General features: G+C 67.4%; 15 protein-coding genes. 5 read left to right on the top strand and 10 right to left on the bottom strand.

The genetic code is table 11. From position 1 onward, the window contains the following. Positions 1-106: 106 nt before the first annotated feature. Together N416_RS0103760 and N416_RS0103765 are read right to left on the bottom strand one after the other, a co-directional pair. Entirely contained in the window at positions 107-574 is a 468-nt protein-coding gene (locus N416_RS0103760; protein ID WP_024440797.1) for a DUF5130 domain-containing protein, read from the bottom strand. Then, on the bottom strand, positions 561-785 hold the full coding sequence (locus N416_RS0103765) for a hypothetical protein (RefSeq protein ID WP_192830915.1): 225 nt from the start codon (positions 783-785) through the stop codon (positions 561-563). Before N416_RS0103765 ends, N416_RS0103760 begins: the two co-directional genes overlap by 14 nt. A gap of 210 nt (positions 786-995) precedes the next feature. On the opposite strand from N416_RS0103765, the gene N416_RS0103770 reads away from it, so the two are divergent. Beyond that, on the top strand, positions 996-2090 hold the full coding sequence (locus tag N416_RS0103770) for a carbon-nitrogen hydrolase family protein (protein WP_024440799.1): 1095 nt from the start codon (positions 996-998) through the stop codon (positions 2088-2090). Between the two features lie 33 nt (positions 2091-2123). Continuing rightward, positions 2124-2549, top strand: a complete 426-nt coding sequence (locus tag N416_RS0103775) for a hypothetical protein (RefSeq protein ID WP_024440800.1) — start codon at positions 2124-2126, stop codon at positions 2547-2549. Positions 2550-2552: 3 nt separating this feature from the next. Here the strand turns inward: N416_RS0103775 and N416_RS0103780 are convergent, their stop codons facing one another. Continuing rightward, complete coding sequence (locus N416_RS0103780) at positions 2553-3206, bottom strand: HNH endonuclease (RefSeq protein WP_024440801.1); 654 nt, start codon at positions 3204-3206, stop codon at positions 2553-2555. 135 nt (positions 3207-3341) lie between these two features. On the opposite strand from N416_RS0103780, the gene N416_RS0103785 reads away from it, so the two are divergent. Together N416_RS0103785 and N416_RS0103790 are read left to right on the top strand one after the other, a co-directional pair. After that, positions 3342-3740 carry a globin gene (locus N416_RS0103785; protein ID WP_036457080.1) on the top strand — a complete coding sequence of 133 codons (399 nt, stop codon included), beginning with the start codon at positions 3342-3344 and terminating at the stop codon, positions 3738-3740. Continuing rightward, complete coding sequence (locus tag N416_RS0103790) at positions 3740-5317, top strand: glycoside hydrolase family 13 protein (RefSeq protein ID WP_024440803.1); 1578 nt, start codon at positions 3740-3742, stop codon at positions 5315-5317. Before N416_RS0103785 ends, N416_RS0103790 begins: the two co-directional genes overlap by 1 nt. Before the next feature lie 122 nt (positions 5318-5439). Here N416_RS0103790 and N416_RS0103800 read toward each other — a convergent pair whose 3' ends face one another. From N416_RS0103800 to N416_RS0103820, 5 genes are all read right to left on the bottom strand, one after another. Then, complete coding sequence (locus N416_RS0103800) at positions 5440-5847, bottom strand: thioesterase family protein (protein WP_024440804.1); 408 nt, start codon at positions 5845-5847, stop codon at positions 5440-5442. Positions 5848-5876: 29 nt separating this feature from the next. After that, positions 5877-10739, bottom strand: coding sequence for an NAD-glutamate dehydrogenase (locus N416_RS0103805; RefSeq protein WP_024440805.1), 4863 nt, complete (start codon positions 10737-10739; stop codon positions 5877-5879). A 53-nt stretch (positions 10740-10792) separates the two neighbouring features. After that, positions 10793-12466 (bottom strand): energy-dependent translational throttle protein EttA, encoded by a 1674-nt coding sequence (ettA, locus tag N416_RS0103810; RefSeq protein ID WP_024440806.1) that lies wholly within the window; start codon positions 12464-12466, stop codon positions 10793-10795. A gap of 80 nt (positions 12467-12546) precedes the next feature. Then, on the bottom strand, positions 12547-13029 hold the full coding sequence (locus N416_RS0103815; RefSeq protein WP_024440807.1) for a single-stranded DNA-binding protein: 483 nt from the start codon (positions 13027-13029) through the stop codon (positions 12547-12549). 154 nt (positions 13030-13183) lie between these two features. Then, entirely contained in the window at positions 13184-14035 is an 852-nt protein-coding gene (locus tag N416_RS0103820) for an LppX_LprAFG lipoprotein (protein WP_196805095.1), read from the bottom strand. Positions 14036-14210: 175 nt separating this feature from the next. Here N416_RS0103820 and N416_RS0103825 point away from each other — a divergent pair, with 175 nt between their 5' ends. Further along, positions 14211-15557 carry an MFS transporter gene (locus N416_RS0103825; protein WP_024440809.1) on the top strand — a complete coding sequence of 449 codons (1347 nt, stop codon included), beginning with the start codon at positions 14211-14213 and terminating at the stop codon, positions 15555-15557. Positions 15558-15592: 35 nt separating this feature from the next. Here N416_RS0103825 and N416_RS0103830 read toward each other — a convergent pair whose 3' ends face one another. Together N416_RS0103830 and N416_RS0103835 are read right to left on the bottom strand one after the other, a co-directional pair. Continuing rightward, positions 15593-16423 carry an SDR family NAD(P)-dependent oxidoreductase gene (locus N416_RS0103830; RefSeq protein ID WP_024440810.1) on the bottom strand — a complete coding sequence of 277 codons (831 nt, stop codon included), beginning with the start codon at positions 16421-16423 and terminating at the stop codon, positions 15593-15595. A 59-nt stretch (positions 16424-16482) separates the two neighbouring features. Then, on the bottom strand, positions 16483-18483 hold the full coding sequence (locus N416_RS0103835) for a cytochrome c oxidase assembly protein (protein WP_024440811.1): 2001 nt from the start codon (positions 18481-18483) through the stop codon (positions 16483-16485). Position 18484 lies beyond the last annotated feature (1 nt).

Below are 18484 nucleotides of genomic sequence, written 5' to 3' on the forward strand. Positions count from 1 at the left end.
GAGAGGGTGCAGCCAGAGCCTGGGCGGAAACGACCTCCGGTCCTGCGTGTGGACCGGGGAGGTTCACGCTTGCGACCAAGGGATCGTCCGGTGGTACAGCCAGCGGCTAGGCCGGAGAGACGCCGGCGCTGATCACCTGCACCGCGCTGACCAGACCGTCGATCAGGTTGCCGTCGCGGAACGCCGCAGCCGCCGCGGCCACACCCTGCGGTGCGGCAACCGGGGCGATCCGGCCGGCCACGCCCGCGCCGTAGACCACCTCGATGGCCTTCTGGTCCGGCGAGACCGCGATCAAGACGGCGTCGTTGGGGGTGGGCACCTTCGCCAAGATCTCGCGGGCCCGCGCGGCGGTGTCAGCACCCAGGTCGCCGATGTAGGTGGCGAACCGGGACTGGGTGGCGCGCGACGCGTAGGTCAGGGCGTCATCGAGAGCCACCAGTTCCTTGACCGGGAACGGGTAGTGCAACGACGCCTCGCCGGGCTCGGTAACCCCGGAAACCCGGCCGCTGTTGGTGACCACAAAGCCGTACGGCAGGTCAGCCGGATCGATCGTTACGACTTCACCAGTTGCCACTGGCTCCACCCCCCACGCTGAACTCGGAATTGCCGTGGCCGTGTCCGCCAACGGCCTCGTCGGTCGCCGCCCAGAGGATCGGCGGGTGTGTCCACCGCTCCGACATCTGATAGATGGCCGCGCGCGGCCCCTTCTGCGTCAGGGTCCGGGCGGCCAGCAGCGCGAACATTGCCGCCGGGATGCCAATGAAGATGCCGAGGGTTTCCAACATGCTCACGCCGTAGACGGTATCCCACCGCTCAACCAGCGGTGCGGGAACCCGGCCCGACGGTGCGCCGCGCCGGGGCGGACGCCCGAACGTCGGCCCGCCGGGACTGGCCAGCACCTGCTGAACGGGCACCGATTATGGTGGCGCCATACCCTGCCGCAGACGTTGCTCGAGGTCCAGGGGCTGCGCCGTCGTTCCGGAAAGGCGATAGTCATGGTTCTTGCTGCCGCGGTCCAATTGGAGGCGGTACTCGGCGACGTTCCGGCCAACCTCGCCGCCTGTGAACGGCTGGCCGACGAGGCGGGCCGCGCCGGCGCCAGGATCATCGCCCTGCCGGAGTTCTTCACCACCGGTATCGGATTCGAGCCGGCGCTGGCTTCGGCGGCCTTACCGCCCGGCGGCGCGGCCACCGAACTGCTCACCGCGCTGGCTCGCCGGCACCGCGCGCTGGTCGGTGGGTCCTTCCTGTGTCGCGATACCGACGGCCACGTCCGCAACGCCTATCTGCTCGCAGGTCCCGACGGCGGTTCAGCGAGGCCCGACGAAGGAGAGCCGAAGCTGGGACCGCCGCTTGAACCGGGCGGTTCAGCGAGGCCCGACGAAGGAGAGCCGAAGCTGGGACCGCCGCATGGACCCGGCGGTTCAGCGAGGCCCGACGAAGGAGAGCCGAAGCTGGGACCGCCGCTTGGACCCGGCGTGGTGGGCCGCCACGACAAGGACCTGCCCACCATGTGGGAGAACGCGTTCTACACCACCGGCGACGACGACGGGGTGATCGCGGCAGGCGAATACACGGTCGGGGCGGCGGTGTGCTGGGAGTTGATGCGCACTCAGACGGTGCGCCGGCTGCGCGGCCGGGTGGACCTGGTGATGACCGGCTCGGGCTGGTGGTCGATTCCGCGCTGGTCGCCCCACGCCCTGTTCGACCGTCTCGAACGCACCAACGCCGGCACCGCGCGCCAGGCTGCGGCGTCGTTCGCCCAGTACGTCGGCGCACCGGTGGTGCATGCCGCCCACGCCGGGGCATTGACCTGCGCGATGCCGTGGCTGCCGCTTCGCTACCACGGCCATTTCGAAGGCGCCACGCTGATCGCCGACGCCGACGGCACCGTCATCGCCGAACGGCGCGCCGATCAAGGCGAAGGGATCGTCCTCGCAGAGATCACGCCCGGTCGGCGGCCGGCTCGACTCGCGCCGCCCGCCGGCTTCTGGCTGCACCGCCGCGGGACGCTGCCCACCGCGGTGTGGCACTACCAACGCTGGCACGGGCGACGCTGGTACCGGCACAACGTCGCACAGAACGTCTGAGGAGGCACCATCATGGATTGGACCGGCGCGGCACTGCGCACCGACACGCTGATCACCCTGCTGGCGGCAGGCCTGATCTTCCTGCTCGCCCTGGGACTGGGCGTCTGGAAATACCAGCAGATGGCCACCCGGCCGGAGCGCCACGCCCATCCCTACGTCGACATCGCCCACCGTGCCGCATTGCTGTATTCCTTCGCCACGCTGCTGTTGGCGGTGTTCGTCGAGCTCAGCGCCTGGCCGACGTGGGTGAATCTGACTGCCGCCATGGTGGTCGTGTTCTACTTCCTGGCCGCCATCGTCAGCTACATCGTGCACGGCGCCCTGCAGGACACCACCAACCAGTTCGAGCACCCCTCTGCGGGACTGCACGTGTCGATGGTGCTGCTCATCGTCGGTGAGATGGGCGGGTTTGGCGTGCTGCTCGCCGGGTTCCTCGCCGGTTGGCTCGGTCACGGCTAGCGCTCAGGCGGCGCCTTCACCGAGATAGCGCATCCACACCGGATCGAGATCGTGAATCACCGCCAGCAGCCGCCAATGCTGGCCCTTGGGCGAGGTGGGCACCAACCGCAGCGTCCAGCCGATCTCGGCCAGTAATCGGTCCGCCTTGCGGTGATTGCAGGTCGAGCAGGCGGCTACACAGTTCTCCCAGGAGTGGTCGCCGCCACGACTGCGCGGCACCACGTGGTCCACGGTGTCGGCCTTGCCGCCGCAGTAGGCGCAGCTGTGCTGGTCGCGGTGCATCAGCGCAGCCCGGGTCAACGGGATCCGGGCGCGGTAGGGCACTCGAACGTAATTCCGCAGCCGGATCACCGACGGCACCGGCACCGACCGGGTCGCCGAGTGGATCACCGGGCCGGCCGGATCGTCGTGCACGATGTCGGCTTTACCGCAGATCAGCATGACCACGGCACGCCGCAGCGAAAGCGCCGTCAACGGCTCGAAGGTGGAGTTCAGCAGCAATACCCGCCGACGGGTCCAGATGGATGCGGCTTCGTTGCTGGTCCCAGAACCGGTGACACCGCCGGCTGTGGCGACCGAATGCAGGCATGGGGCGGCGGCAAGCCCGCTCAGGCTCGCCGGTGGGGCACCGGGGGTGCGGTGGCCCCGACGTTTCATATCCGGTCTTGCAGCCGGTTTATGTGTCGCACCATTGACCTCCGCCGAACAGTTCACCATGATTCGGTGCTGGTCGCACGCCTATTTGCTGTGTGTTCACCGGCAGTCACCGGCGATGCCCCACAATGGGGGGCGATGCAGCCGATAGAAGAACCCTCGTTTTATGACGCCGTCGGCGGCGCGGAGACGTTTAACGCCATCGTGTCGCGGTTTTATCAACTGGTCGCCCAGGATCCGATCCTGCGCCCGATGTATCCCGCCGACGACATGGCCGGCGCCGAGGACCGGTTGCGAATGTTCCTCGAGCAGTACTGGGGCGGGCCGCGCACCTACACCGAGCGTCGTGGGCACCCGCGACTGCGGATGCGCCATATCCCCTACCGGATCGGCCCGATGCAGCGCGATGCGTGGCTGCGCTGCATGACGACGGCCATCAGCGAGATCAACAGCGACACCCTCGACGATGCACACCGCAGCGAACTGCTGCAGTATCTGCATTCGGCGGCGGACTTCCTGGTCAACGCGCCGATCTGATGAGTCCGGCCACACGCCCTGCGGGGCAGCCATGGTGGACGAACAGCACCTTCTACCAGGTGTATCCCCGCTCGTTCGCCGACAGCAACTCCGACGGAGTCGGCGATCTCGACGGGGTGACCGCACACCTGGACTACTTGCACTGGCTGGGGGTCGAGGCGCTGTGGCTTAACCCGGTGACGGTGTCGCCGATGGCCGACCACGGCTATGACGTGGCGAATCCGCGTGACATCGATCCACTGTTCGGCGACCTCGCAGCGCTGGATCGGCTGGTGGCCGCCGCGCACGGGCGGGGAATCAAGCTGACGATGGACCTGGTGCCCAACCACACCAGCTCGGCGCACCCCTGGTTCGTCGAGGCATTGGCCGCCAAGCCGGGCAGTCCCGCGCGTGACCGCTACTTCTTCCGTGATGGGCGCGGAATCGACGGCCAGTTGCCGCCCAACAACTGGGTGTCGGTGTTCGGCGGCCCGGCCTGGACGCGGGTCACCGAACCCGACGGCCCCGGCCAGTGGTACCTGCATCTGTTCGATGTGTCACAGCCGGATCTGAACTGGGACAACCCGGAGGTCTTCGCCGATTTCGAGCGCACCCTGCGGTTCTGGCTGGACCGCGGCGTGGACGGCTTCCGCATCGATGTCTCCCACGGCATGGCCAAGCCGGCCGGTCTACCGGACATGCCGGTCACCGATGTGAAGCTGCTGGCCCATCAGGACGACGACCCGCGATTCAATCGGCCCGGCGTCCACGCGATTCACCGGGCGATTCGGCGGGTCTTCGACGACTACCCGGACGCGGTGAGCGTCGGTGAGGTCTGGGTTCACGACAACGATCAGTTCGCCGAGTACCTACGGCCCGACGAACTGCACCTGGCCTTCAACTTCCGGCTGTTGCAAGCCGACTTCGATGCGACTCAGATCCGCGGTGCGATCGACAATTCGCTGGCCGCGGTGGCGTTGGTGGGCGCCAGCGCCACCTGGGCGCTGGAGAATCACGACGTCGAGCGGGCGGTCACCCGCTACGGTGGCGGGGCCTTGGGCCTGGACCGGGCGCGGGCCATGGCCCTGGTCTTGTTGGCGTTGCCGGGCGCGGTGTTCGTCTATAACGGCCAGGAGCTGGGCCTGCCCAACGTCGAACTGCCCGATTCGGCCCTGCAGGACCCGGTGTGGGAGCGCTCCGGGCACACTGAACGCGGCCGCGACGGCTGCCGGGTGCCGCTGCCCTGGTCCGGCGAGACACCGGCTTTCGGATTCTCCGACAACCCCGACACCTGGCTGCCGATGCCGCCGGACTGGGCGGCGCTGACCGTCGAGCGTCAGCGTAGCGATCGCGCCTCGACGCTGTCGCTGTACCGGCAGGCCCTCGCCACCCGCAGGCGCAGGCCCGAACTCACCGGATCGCAGATCGATTGGCTGGACGCACCACCAGGAATGCTGGTCTTCCGACGCGGCGGACTGGTATGCGCGCTGAATGCCGGCGACCGCCCGGTGGATCTTCCCGAAGGACAGCTGATCCTGGCCAGCGCGCCGGCGACCGGCGGTGTCTTGCCGCCCGACAGCGCCGCGTGGCTGGCCTGAGCGGAAAGTCTGGTCAGCTGAGATCGCTTGTGGCGCCGACGAATTCGACGACCACGTCCGCGAACCGGTCCGGCTGGTCGATCATGCTTCGCGCACGCATGCACAGTGATGCCTGCTGCCGCTCAGCGGATGAACTTCTCCAGGTAGGCGCGGTGGTCCGCCGACAGCCGCACCAGCTTCTGCTCGTCGATGCTGAAGGTGGCCAACTGCGTCTCGGCGATCACGGCCGGCCGGGAATCCGGGGCCGCGTGCACCGAGCGCACCTCGTAGCCGATGGTGAAGTCCACCGTGCGCAGCCGCGACACCCACATAGTCACCTGCAGCGGTGAGTCCGTCAGCCGCAGCTGCCCCTTGTAGGCAACCTTGACCTCGGCGATCAGCAGCCCGACGCTGGTGATGTCGACCGCGAACGCCGGCGACAGGAACGGCACCCGCGCCTCTTCAAGCATGGTCACCATGGTCGCGTGGTTCACGTGCTGATACATGTCGATGTCCGACCAGCGCACCGGAACCGCTGCCACAAAGCCCACCGGCGCCCCGGTGGATTCGCCTGCCGGACTCACGAAGCCGCGCCGCGTGTCATGCTGCGGATCTGGCGTGCCGCCACCGACAGGGTTGCCAGATCCCGCTGGCCCGATTCGTAGATCTGGGCCAGCGTGCGCCGCGCCCGCTCCACGCGTGAGGCGTTGGTCGATTCCCATTCGGTGATTTTCTGCATCCCGTCCTCGTCCGGTTCCCCGACCGCCAGCACATCCAGGCACAGCGACCGCACCGAATTGTAGATGTCGTCGCGGATAGCCAACCGCGCCAAGGCGTGCCAGCGGTCATCGCGCGGCAATTGGGCGACCGCCGTCAGCAGGCCGTCGGCGCCCAACCGATCCATCAGCGCGAAATAGGTGTCGGCGACCTCATCGGCGTCACGTTCGGTGATGTCGGCGACGTCGATGACGTCGAGCAGGCTGTAGCGGTACAAGCCCAGTGCGACATCGGTAGCCAGGCCACGAGGCACGCCCTGAGTCTCGAACTCGCTGATGTGTTTGGCGACGATGTCGGCATCGTCGCCGCGCAGCCATTCCGACATCCGCGGTGACAGCGCGGCGACCTGCTCGGCGAACCGATTGATCTCGGCGCCCACCGCCAGTGGCTGCGGGCGGTAGTTGAGCAGCCAACGGCCGGCCCGGTCGATGAGCCGCCGCAGATCCAGGGTCATCCGGTCGGTCACCGCAACCGGCAGACCGTCGCGCTCACCGGCGGCGCGGATGCGCCGCCACAATTCGCCCACCCCGAAGATGGCGTCGGTCGCGACGTAGGCGCGCACCGCGTCGATCAGTTCCACCCCGGCGTCCTCGGTGATCCGGAAGGCATAGGTGATGCCCGCGGTGTCCACCACGTCGTTGATCAGCATGGTGGTGACGATCTCGCGGCGCAGTTGGTGCTGGCGGATCTCGGGGCCGAAGCGCTGTTGCAGTACCTGCGGAAAATACTGCGGCAGCCGGGCGGCGAACACGTCCTGCTCGGGTAGGTCGGTGGACAGTACCGCCGCTTTCAGCGTCAGCTTGACGTGCGCCATCAGAGTGGCCAACTCCGGTGAGGCCAGGCCCAGCCCGGCCTCGGCGCGTCGGGCGATCTCCTTCTCCGATGGCAGCGCCTCCAGGGCGCGGTTGAGCCCGCGGTCTGCCACCAGGTGGCGGATCTGCTCGGCGTGCACCGGCAGCAGGCTCGCGGCGTTGGCCCGGCTGGTGCCCATCAGATCGTTCTGGGCGGTGTTGTCCGCCAGGACCAGCGCACTGACCTCGTCGGTCATCGATGCCAGCAACGCGGGCCGGTCGACGGCGTCGACCTTGCCGACGGTGACCAGGGCGTCGATCAGGATCTTGATGTTGACCTCGTGGTCGGAGCAGTCGACGCCGGCCGAGTTGTCCAGGGCGTCGGTGTTGATGCGGCCGCCGGCCAGGTCGAACTCGACGCGGCCCAGCGGCGTGACGCCGAGGTTTCCGCCTTCGCCGATCACCTTGGCGCGCACCTGGTTTCCGTTGACCCGGACCTGGTCGTTGGCACGGTCTCCGACGTCGACGTCGGATTCGGACTCGGCTTTGACGTAGGTGCCGATGCCGCCGTTGAACAACAGGTCCACGGGCGCCCGCAGGATCGCCCGGATCAGCACCGGCGGGGTGAGTTCGGTGATGTCCGCGTCGAGACCCAGCACGGCGGCGACCTGCGGGCTGACCGGCACGGATTTCAGGTCGCGCGCGTAGACACCGCCTCCGGCGCTGATCAGCGACTTGTCGTAGTCGTCCCAACTGGATCGGGGCAGGTCGAACATCCGCTGACGCTCGGCGAAAGACCGGGCGGGATCTGGGTCGGGATCGAGGAAGATGTGCCGATGGTCGAAGGCGGCCACCAGTCGGATGTGTTCACTGCGCAGCATGCCGTTGCCGAACACGTCGCCGCTCATATCTCCGACGCCGACAACGGTGAAATCCTGGGTCTGGGTGTCGATTCCCATCTCCCGGAAATGCCGCTTGACCGACTCCCAGGCACCTTTCGCGGTGATGCCCATCTCCTTGTGGTCGTAGCCGACCGACCCACCGGACGCGAACGCGTCGCCCAGCCAGTAGCCGTAGGACTTGGCCACCCCGTTGGCGATGTCGGAGAAGCTGGCGGTGCCCTTGTCGGCGGCCACCACCAGATACGCGTCGTCGCCGTCGCGGCGCACGACCTGCGACGGCGCGCTGACCGCGCCGGTGGCGTGATCGACGTTGTCGGTGAGGTCGAGCAGTCCGGAGATGAACAGCGTGTAGCAGGCGATCCCTTCGTCGCGGGCCGCCTCGCGATCCGCTACCGGATTGCCGGTGGGCGTCGGTGGGCGCTTGACCACGAAGCCGCCTTTGGCTCCGGTCGGGACGATGACGGCGTTCTTGACCTCTTGGGCCTTGACCAGTCCGAGGATCTCGGTGCGATAGTCCTCGCGGCGGTCCGACCAGCGCAGCCCGCCACGCGAGACGAAGCCGAACCGCAGGTGCACCCCCTCGACCCGGGGTGAGTAGACGAAGATCTCGAACTTCGGCCGGGGCAGTGGCAACTCGTCGATCAAGCCGGCATCCAGCTTGAGCGCCAGTACGTTACGCGCGCGGGCCGAATCGGCGCGGGTGACAAAGTAATTGGTGCGTAGGGTGGCTTGAATCAGCGAGGCGAACGCGCGCAGGACCCGGTCGGTGTCCAGGCTCACCACCGCGTCGATGCCCGCCGCGACCTCCGCGGCGGCCGCCTGTGCGTCACGGTTGCGATGCGTGCGCGACGGGTCGAACAGCGCCTCAAACAGTGCCACCAGGCCGCGCGCGATGCCCGGATACTCGTTAAGCACCGAGGCGATGTGGTTCTCGCTGTAGGGGAAGCGGGCCTGGCGCAGGTATTTGGCGTAGCCGCGCAGCACCACGACCTGTTGCCAGTTCAAACCGGCGCGCAGCACCAGCTCGTTGAATCGGTCGGGCTCGACACGGCCCTCCCAGATCGCGGTGACCCCGTCGGCGAATCGCTGTTCGGCATCGTCGCGCTCGACTCCGGTCTCCGGGATGTCGATGGTGGGGTGCGCTGACACCCTGAACTTGTAGATCCACACCTGCAGGCCGTCGCCGCGGGTGACGGTGAACGGCCGCTCTTCGAGCACCGCCACCCCCATGCATTGCAGCATCGGCAGCAGTTGGCTCAGCGACGCACCGTGTCCACCGAGAAACCAGGCCAACTGACTTCCGTCGGCCTCGCCGTAGTGGGTGAACACCAACTTGACCGAGTCGGCGGTCAGCCGCTCGATGATCGCGATGTCTTCGACGGCCTCGGCTGGAGTGACAGCCTGCTTGTAGATCTCGTCGAAGGCAGCGGCATAGTGTTCGGCCACCTCGACGGCGATGGAGTCCTGCGTCGCCGTCTCGAGCAGCCGGTCTCCCCAGGTGCGGGTGGCCTCGAACAGCATCGCCTGGATCCGGGCTCGGTTGTCCTCGCCGGTGTCGACCGCACGGGCGTCGGGGTCGTCGGAGATGCGGACCATGAAATGCAGCAGCGCCCAAGGGGCTTCGCTGACGCGCGCGCTGTATTCCAGGCCCACTCCGCCGAACTCGCGAACCAGGATGTCCTCCATGTGCAGCCGCACCGGGGTGGTGTAGCGGTCGCGTGGCAGATACACCAAACACGATACGAAGCGCCCGGTGCGGTCGCCGCGCAGGAACAGCAGGGTCCCGCGCCGCGAACCGAGGTCGGACACCGCCATCGCCATGTTCAGCAGCTGTTCCGGGGTGATCGCGAAAAGCTCTGAACGCGGAACGGTTTGGATGATGTCGAGCAGAAGTTGTCCGGGGTGCCCGGGTTCCTTCTCCGCGAGCGCGAGCGCATGGCGGACAGTGTGGGAGATGACCGGGATCTCGAAGACGTCAGCGTTGATCGCGCCGGCGGTGAACAATCCGACGAACCGGTGCGCGACGATGCTGTCGCCGGTGTCCTCCCGGATCACCACCACGTAGGTGTGCGAGCTGAATCGCATATAGCTGGGCACGGTAGCCTGCGCCAGAGTCAACAGACTGTCACCGATGAGCCTGGGCCGCAAAGACTTACGCAGCTGCAAAACGCCCAGCCGGGCGGCGTCATCGACCAGCACCTGTTCGTCGCGCACCACCCCCCGCTGATAGCCCAGCAGAACGAAATGCCCGTCGGCCAGCCAGTGCAGGAGGGCCGCGACATCGTGGCGGTCCGGGGCGGCGTAGTGGCCCTGCGCGTCCGACTCGACCTCGGCGGCAAGCTCGGTGAGCGCGTTGTGCATCGCCTCGGAATCGATCGCCACCTGGCGGACGTCGGCCATCACATCGGGAAGCAGGCGTTCGGTTTCGGCGAGGGTGTGCCGGTTGACCGTTGGTGAGAGCTGGACATGAATCCAGGCCTCGGCCCCCACCGTGCCATCCACGGATCTCGGCTCAACGTCTGAGCCTCTCGGCTCCACCGAACGCAGTTCCCCGGCCTCATCTCGCTGCACGGCGAACACCGGCGACATGATCCCCACGTAGGCCACCCCGAGCCGGTGCAGGAGCACCGCCACCGAGTCCATCAGCATGCCGCCGTGTTCGGTGACCACCTGCAGCGCCGGCCCGCAACCAGCCGGATCGTCGGCGGTCAACACCGCAACCCGGGTCTCACCGGCGAGCCGATGCCGCGCCAGCCCGGCGTGCGCGGCCAGCAGCGCCGGGGTCACCAGGTCGATGGCGGCTGCCCGGCTGGCGGGATCGGCGTCGGTGGGTTCGTCGCTGATCAGCGAGTCGCTGTGCGAACCGCGGTAGGTCTCGACGTAAGCCGTCGAGACCCAAGCAGGAATGCCTTGCGGCTCAGGGGGATCGGGAAATGTTGTCCACGCGGTCGATTCTTTGGTGGACTTTGTCATCCCACCCCTCCTGACTATGTGTCAGCTCCGGCAGCACGGCTACCGGAACAACATTAGTCGCGGGTGAGCCTGCGGTGGGTCACTCGATGCGGACGCGCCGCTTCGGCACCGAGACGTTCCACCTTGTTCTCCTCGTAGGCGCCGAAGTTGCCCTCGAACCAGAACCACTTGGCCTCGTTGTCGTCGTCGCCCTCCCACGCCAGGATGTGCGTGCAGGTCCGGTCGAGGAACCAGCGGTCGTGGCTGATGACGACGGCGCAACCGGGGAACTGTTCGAGGGCGTTCTCCAGTGAACCGAGCGTTTCGACATCGAGGTCGTTGGTCGGCTCGTCCAGCAGGATCAGGTTGCCGCCCTGCTTGAGAGTCAGGGCCAGGTTCAGCCGGTTGCGCTCACCGCCGGAGAGCACGCCGGCAGGCTTCTGCTGGTCGGGGCCCTTAAAGCCGAACGCCGAGACGTAGGCCCGGGACGGGATCTCGTTCTGCCCGACCTCGATGTAGTCCAGGCCGTCGGAGACCACTTCCCAGACCGTCTTCTTCGGGTCGATGCCGGCACGGTTCTGGTCGACATAGCTCAGCTTGACCGTTTCGCCGACCTTGACCGTGCCGCTGTCCGGCTCTTCCAGGCCGACGATGGTCTTGAACAGGGTCGTCTTGCCGACGCCGTTGGGGCCGATCACGCCGACGATGCCGTTGCGCGGCAGCGTGAACGACAGGTCCTTGATCAGCTGGCGCGACTCGAAACCCTTGTCCAGGTGCTCCACCTCGACGACGGTGTTGCCCAGGCGCGGGCCGACCGGGATCTGGATCTCCTCGAAGTCAAGCTTGCGGGTCTTCTCCGCCTCGACAACCATCTCCTCGTAGCGCTGCAGGCGGGCCTTGTTCTTGGCTTGGCGGGCCTTGGCACCCGAACGCACCCAGGCGAGTTCGTCCTTGAGCCGCTTCTGCAGCTTCTGGTCCTTCTTGCCCTGCACCTCGAGACGCTCGGCCTTCTTCTCCAGATAGGTCGAGTAGTTGCCCTCGTAGGGGTAGGCCCGGCCGCGGTCGAGCTCCAGGATCCACTCGGCCACGTTGTCGAGGAAGTAACGGTCGTGGGTAACCGCGAGGATGGCGCCCGGGTAGGAGGCCAGGTGCTGCTCGAGCCACAGCACGCTCTCGGCGTCGAGGTGGTTGGTGGGCTCGTCCAGAAGCAGCAGGTCGGGCTTGCTCAGCAGCAGCTTGCACAGCGCCACCCGCCGACGCTCGCCACCGGAGAGATGGGTGACGGGCTCGTCGGGCGGCGGGCAGCGCAGTGCGTCCATGGCCTGTTCGAGCTGCGAGTCGATGTCCCAGGCGTCGGCGGCGTCAAGCTCCTCCTGGAGCTTGCCCATCTCTTCCATCAGCTCGTCGGTGTAGTCGGTGGCCATCAGCTCGGCGACCTCGTTGTACCGATTGAGCTTGGCCTTGATCGGCACGCCCTCTTCGACGTTCTCCCGGACCGTCTTGGTCTCGTCCAGCGGCGGCTCCTGCAACAGGATGCCGACGGTGGCTCCGGGCGCCAGGAAAGCGTCGCCGTTGTTCGCCTTGTCCAGCCCGGCCATGATCCGCAGGACGCTGGACTTACCCGCACCGTTGGGGCCGACGACACCGATCTTGGCGCCGGGCAGGAAGTTCAGCGTGACGTCGTCAAGGATGACTTTGTCGCCGTGTGCTTTGCGCACCTTCTTCATCGTGTAGATGAACTCAGCCATGCCGGGGTGTCGCCTCCTGGTCTCGCGAATTTGCTCGCCAACCATCCTAGGGGGTCGTCCGGCAGGGCCGTCGGCTGCTGTCAGGGCGTCAGAGCTATCCCGGCCATCTCGGCCATCTCGTCGCCGGCGCCGGATTCGCCGTCGGCGCAGTCCGGGCTGTCGGCTTCGGCGCTCGGAGAAGTCGCCGTCGGACCGTCCGGTCCGGCGGCAATGATCTTCTCCACCCGGGCCGCACATCGCGCCAGGTTCGGGCCGACCGCCGTCGCGCGCAGCTCCACCGACGATCGGCGATTGCCGTCTTTGTCCTCGTATTCACTGGTGAATACGTCTCCGACCACGATCACCGGCAATCCCTTGCTCAGTGACGCACCGACGCCGGTGACCAACCGGTCCCAGCAGGTGACAGTCAGGTACAGCGAGTTGCCGGGCTCCCAGTTCCCGTCGGCGCCGCGCTTGCGCGAGTTGCTGGCGACCCGGAATTTGATCAGTTCGTGCTCCCCCACCCGGCGCCGGATCGGGTCGGTCACGACGTTGCCGATGATGGTCAACGGGGTTTCATACATGGCACGTTTTCCTTCCTGGTTGCGGCGGACGTGATCAGCCCGCTCATGCTGCACCCATTGAGCCCGCCGGCCCCGACAACGCGACGGCTCAGGCGGTTGCGTGCAGCGGCAACTGTGGAAGAAGTGTGATTTGGGGATAGCCGAGGCAGGTGTCCTACACCCGCGGCTTGCCGACGTTAACCGGCGCGTTCCAATTCGAGAATGTGATCACCACCGACTCGTCGTCTCCGGACCCCAGTTTGAGCGCAACCAGGTGATGATCACCGGTCTCCTCGATCCAGACCGTGCACGACGTCCGTTTGGTGGCCGTCAAATGCGGCACGATCTTCTTGGCCGCGCGCGCAGACACCTGGCCGCTGATCCGGACGGTGTGCACTTCGTCTGTGCCGAGCGCGATCGTCTCGCGGCCCTCGACCTCCGGGTCGAAGAAATCGGTCAGCATGTCGGCGAGCCCGGTATCCGGGCTCAGGATCGAGGCCACGTCGAAGAAGTTCGTGGCCGGCCCGTAGTCGATCCACCGGCCATCATCTTGCGACACGTAGAGGTCTCCCCCGAACACCACGAACTCCACGTAGGCCGGAGCCCCCCGGTATTTGATCTTGGCGTAGCCCTTGGCGGCCTCGGCAGGCTGCCTGGTCACGTCGCCGTCGAGGGCGGTGATCGCCATGTTCTCGATGCCGCTGCTCGCCGACAGACTCAGGTGCGCGCTGTCGACTCCTGCGGTGGTGGCGCTGGACTCCTTGAGAATCGCCGCGGCGCTCGGCAGTGGCTCACTGGCCTTCTTCGAAGACGGGGGCGACGGCTTCGAGGAGGTGGCCGGTTCGGTAGCCGACGATGGTTCGGGCGGCGACGTCGTCGACGCGGAGGTCGATTCGGTGGCCGATTGGACTGTCGGCGTGACGGCAGACGACGAAACCGACGGCGCGGTTGGAGCGGTGGACGAGCAACCGGCGACCAGGGCAGCAGCGGCACTCGCGATCGACAGTACGGCGGGGAGCCTGCGCATGCCCGCCATGCTAGGTGCCCTCGGACCGGCGGACCCGGCAGGGGGAACCGCGCGGCGATGGAACCGTTGGTATACGTTGCTTGCGGTGGATACCAAAGGCCAGTCCGGCAGCGGTGCACACACCGACCGCAGCACATGGGCACGCGACGAAATCCGGGTTTCGAACCCGAAAGCCATGCGACGCTCGATTGCCGGCACTGCTGTCGGCAACTTCATGGAGTGGTACGACTTCGGCATCTACGGCTTCCTCGCCACCACTCTCGCGCAGGTCTTCTACCCCGGCGACAGCTCCAGTGCGGTGGGCCTGATCGCCACGTTCGGCACCCTGGCCGCGGCCTTCGCGGTGCGGCCGTTCGGCGGGATATTCTTCGGCGCACTCGGTGACCGCATCGGCCGCAAAAAAGTCCTGATCATGACCGTCTCGCTGATGGCGATAGGCACCACGATCACGGGACTGCTGCCGTCCTACGAGGCGATCGGGATCTGGGCTCCGGTCCTGCTGATCATCACCAAGCTGATGCAGGGCTTCTCCACCGGCGGCGAGTACGTCGGCGCGATGACCTATGTCAGCGAACACGCCCCGGACCGCACCCGCGGCGCGCTGACCGGATTTCTGCCGTTAGGCACCTTGGGCGGCTACATCACCGGCGCCGGCGTGGTCACCCTGATCCAATCCCAACTGCCGGTGTCCGACATGTTGCACTGGGGCTGGCGAGTCCCCTTCCTGCTGGGTGTGCCGCTGGCCATCATCACGCTGTACATGCGGTTGCGCATCGATGAATCACCGGCCTTCGAAGAGCTGGAACAGGCCGGTGCTGACAACTCGGTGGCCAGCGAAACCGGGTGGCAGCAGTTCCGGCAAACCGTCGTGGGACACCGCAGCGGTCTGCTGATCTGCATGGGCCTGGTGCTGGCGGAGAACGTCACCAACTACATGCTCACCGGATACCTACCGACGTACTTCAAGCAGGTCGGCAGTATCAGCGGCAGCCGCGGGCTGACGATGATCGTGGTGGCGCTGGTGATGATGTTGGTCGTCGTGATGCCACTGGCCAGATTGTCCGACCGAATCGGCCGCAAGCCGCTGCTGTGGACCGGCAGCGCCCTACTGATCTTCGGCTCGGTCCCAGCGTTCCTGCTGATCCGCCACGGCGGCAGCTATCCGATCCGGTTGCTCGGTGTGCTGCTCATCGGGCTGATGCTGGTGTGCTTCAACAGCACCACACCGTCGACGCTGCCAGCGCTGTTCCCCACCGCGGTGCGCTTTTTCGCGGTGGCCATCGGATTCAACATCTCGGTCTCGTTGTTCGGAGGTACCACCCCGCTGGTCGCCGAGACGCTGGTCTCGGGAACCGGCAACGTGATGGTGCCCGCCTTCATCCTGATGGGCGCGGGCGTCATCGGCGCGATCACGGTGTGGTTCACCCCGGAGACGGCCGGCAAGCGCCTGCCCGGGTCGGGACCGTCGGTGGCCACCGAGCAGGAGGCCAGTGCCATCGCCGAAGCGGGGCTGCGCGAATAGACCAAGTCGATCGATTCGGGCACCGGCCGTGGTGATCAGTCCAGACCGACGAGATCCGCGGAGATGCGCCACAGGCCGTCGATGAGCTTGGGGTCGCGGGCCTGTCGGTTCTCGCGGCCGTTGGCGCGGTGCCGGTCGAAGTAGACGCCGTTGATCGCGGGGTCGGCGCCGCGGTTGGCCAGTTCGATCAACGGCGCGGCGCCCTGGGCCGGGGTGATGGCCGCGAGGTGGCGCAGCGGGGTGCGGTAGAGCAGGCCGACAAACCAGGAGTCCCGGCCGAAGCTCGTCGCGACCGGACCGGGATGCACTGCGGCCGAGATGATCGCGTCGTCAACCCAGCGCTGGGCGATGCCGCGGGTGAACAGGATGTTCATCAGCTTGCTGGTCCCGTAGGCCCGCGGCTCAATGGCACGCCGGCGCCGATAGTCCAGGTCATCGAGGTCGACGTGGCCGAACCGGTTGCCGATGCTGGAGGTGTTCAGCACCAGCGCGCCGCCGGCGGCGGCCAGCCGGTCGCGCAACAGGTTGGTCAGCAGGAACGGCGCGAGGTGGTTGATCCCGAAGTTGGGTTCATGTCCCTGGGCGGTACGTTGCCCCGGCGCGAACGTTCCGCCCGCGTTGTTCAGCAGAACGTCGATGGTGCCGACCTGTTCGCGGATCTGTTCGGCCAGCGCACGAACCTGGTCGAGATCGGCGAAGTCAGCGGTCAGGGCGGTGGCACCGGCGTCGGCGGCGACCGGCGCCAATTTCTGAGCCGAGCGGCCGACGACTACGAGATTGACCTCCGGTCCGGCCAAAGCACGCGCTGCGACAGCGCCGATGCCGTCACTGGCGCCGGTGATCACGATCGTTCGGGGTGAGGTCACTGCAGGTTCTCCTTCGATTCGTCACGGTCAGATCGCGTCGGCGGGTCGCCGCACCGGGCTCACCCGTCGCGGCGGGCCATCTCCGCCAGCATCGCGTTGTAGGCGGCCAGGTCGGCGTCGTCATCGCGTTCGGCGGCGCGGTCGAGACGCTTGGCGATGCGCCGGTCACTGCGATGCCACTGCACCAGCAGTGCGATCATCACCATGAGCAGGGGCAATTCGCCTGCTGACCAGGTGATGCCGCCGCCCAGGTGCTGGTCTCCGGCCAAGTCGGTGTGCCAGGGCAGGCCCAGCGCACCGTAGAACCACTCCCCGAGCACCTTGTGCATCCCCATCAGGAAGACCCCGAAGAAGCCGTGCAGCGGCAGCGAGGCGAACACCACCGCCAGCTTGGCCAGCGGTGAGATGGGCCGGGGAGTGGGGTCCACGCCGATCACGACCCAATAGAAGAGGTAGCCGCTGAGGATGAAGTGGATGTTCATCGCAAGGTGCCCGGCGTGACTGCCGGCGATCGAGTCGAACAGGCTGCTGAAGTAGAGCCCGTAAAAGCCGACGACGAAGATCACCGCCGCGACGATCGGATTGGTGAGGACCCGCGAGACCCGGCTGTGCAGCGCGGCCAGTAGCCATTCCCGCATTCCTGGCGGTTCGCCGCGACCGGCGACCGGCAGCGCCCGCAGCGCCAGCGTGGTCGGTCCGCCCAACACCAGCAGGATCGGCACCAGCATCGACAGGAGCATGTGCACCGCCATGTGCATGCTGAACATCGCCGGCATGTAGCGACCGGTGCCCGACGAGGTGGCGAACAGCAGGGTCAGACAGCCCAGCATCCAGGCGATGGTGCGGCCCGCGGGCCAGGCGTCACCGCGGCGGCGCAGCCGCAGCACCCCGGCCAGATACACGCCGGCCAGGACTATCGCGGCGGTCCCGAAGACGACGTCGTATCGCCAGTCGAACAGGATCCGGGCCACGGTCGGCGGGCCGGCGAAGTCGTAGCCGATCTTGACCATCGGGACCGACGGGTTGAGCACCGTCGGCGGGGGCGGCGGAGTGCGGCCCAGTCCCACCGCAACGCCGAAGGTCAGCGCGAAGACGATGGCCTCGGTCAGCGCCAGCCGGATCAGCGGGGCGCGCTTGTTCGGGTCTTCCTGCAGCGCCGCCACTCCGCGGCGCCGCTGCCAAGCACCGAGGCAGCCGAGCACACACAGCGCGACGAACTTGGCCACTACCAACTGGCCGTACGGCGTGGTCAGCAGGTCGGCAGGGGCCAGCCGAACCAGCGCGTTGAGCCCACCCGACAGGCCCATCGCCACGAAGCACCACAGCGCCACGGTGGAGAACCGCCGGGCGGCGAGGTCGGCGTGTTCTCCGCCCCGAATCGCGTGTACCAGCAACGCCAGTAGACCGCCGGCCCACAGGCCCGCGGCGATCAGGTGGATGAGCAGGCTGTTGGTGGCCAGATCGTGTGACCCGCCGGCGGCCGAATGGCCGGTCAGCCCCAGCGGGATCAGGGTCAGCAGCGAACCCGCCAGCAGCACCGGTGTCCAGGACCAGCGCAGCACGGGCAGGCTCGCCAGCGTCACCACCGCGGCCAGCAGCGCGGTCCACCGCCAGGCCGACGCGGTGTCGACCAGCCCAGCAAACGACCAGGCCGTCGCCGGGTCGAGGAACTCCGACAAGGGGTGGCCGGAGACATCGGAGATGGTCAGCGGAACCAGCAGTGCGGCACACACCGCCCAGGCTCCCGACGCCGCGGTTCCCAACCGCAGCGCACGGTAGCCGGCGGCGTCGAGCACCCCGCTTTGCTGCGGCGGCACCAGGAACGCCGCGAGCAGAAACGATCCCACCGCCAGCACTGCGGCCATCTCGCCGGCTGCCCGCACGAATGGCAACCCCAGCGTGGTCACGGGTCCCGGGTCGGGCAGGCCGGTCGCGGTCAGGGCGTCGGCCAACGACAGGGCCCCGATCCCGGCGGCGATGCACCCGGCCAAGATCGCCAGCGCGGCCAGCATCGGCAGCACGATCGCCGCGCGGCCGCGGGTTGCCGAAGTAGCCGTCATG

This window comes from Mycobacterium sp. UM_WGJ, assembly GCF_000455125.1.
Lineage (GTDB): Bacteria > Actinomycetota > Actinomycetes > Mycobacteriales > Mycobacteriaceae > Mycobacterium.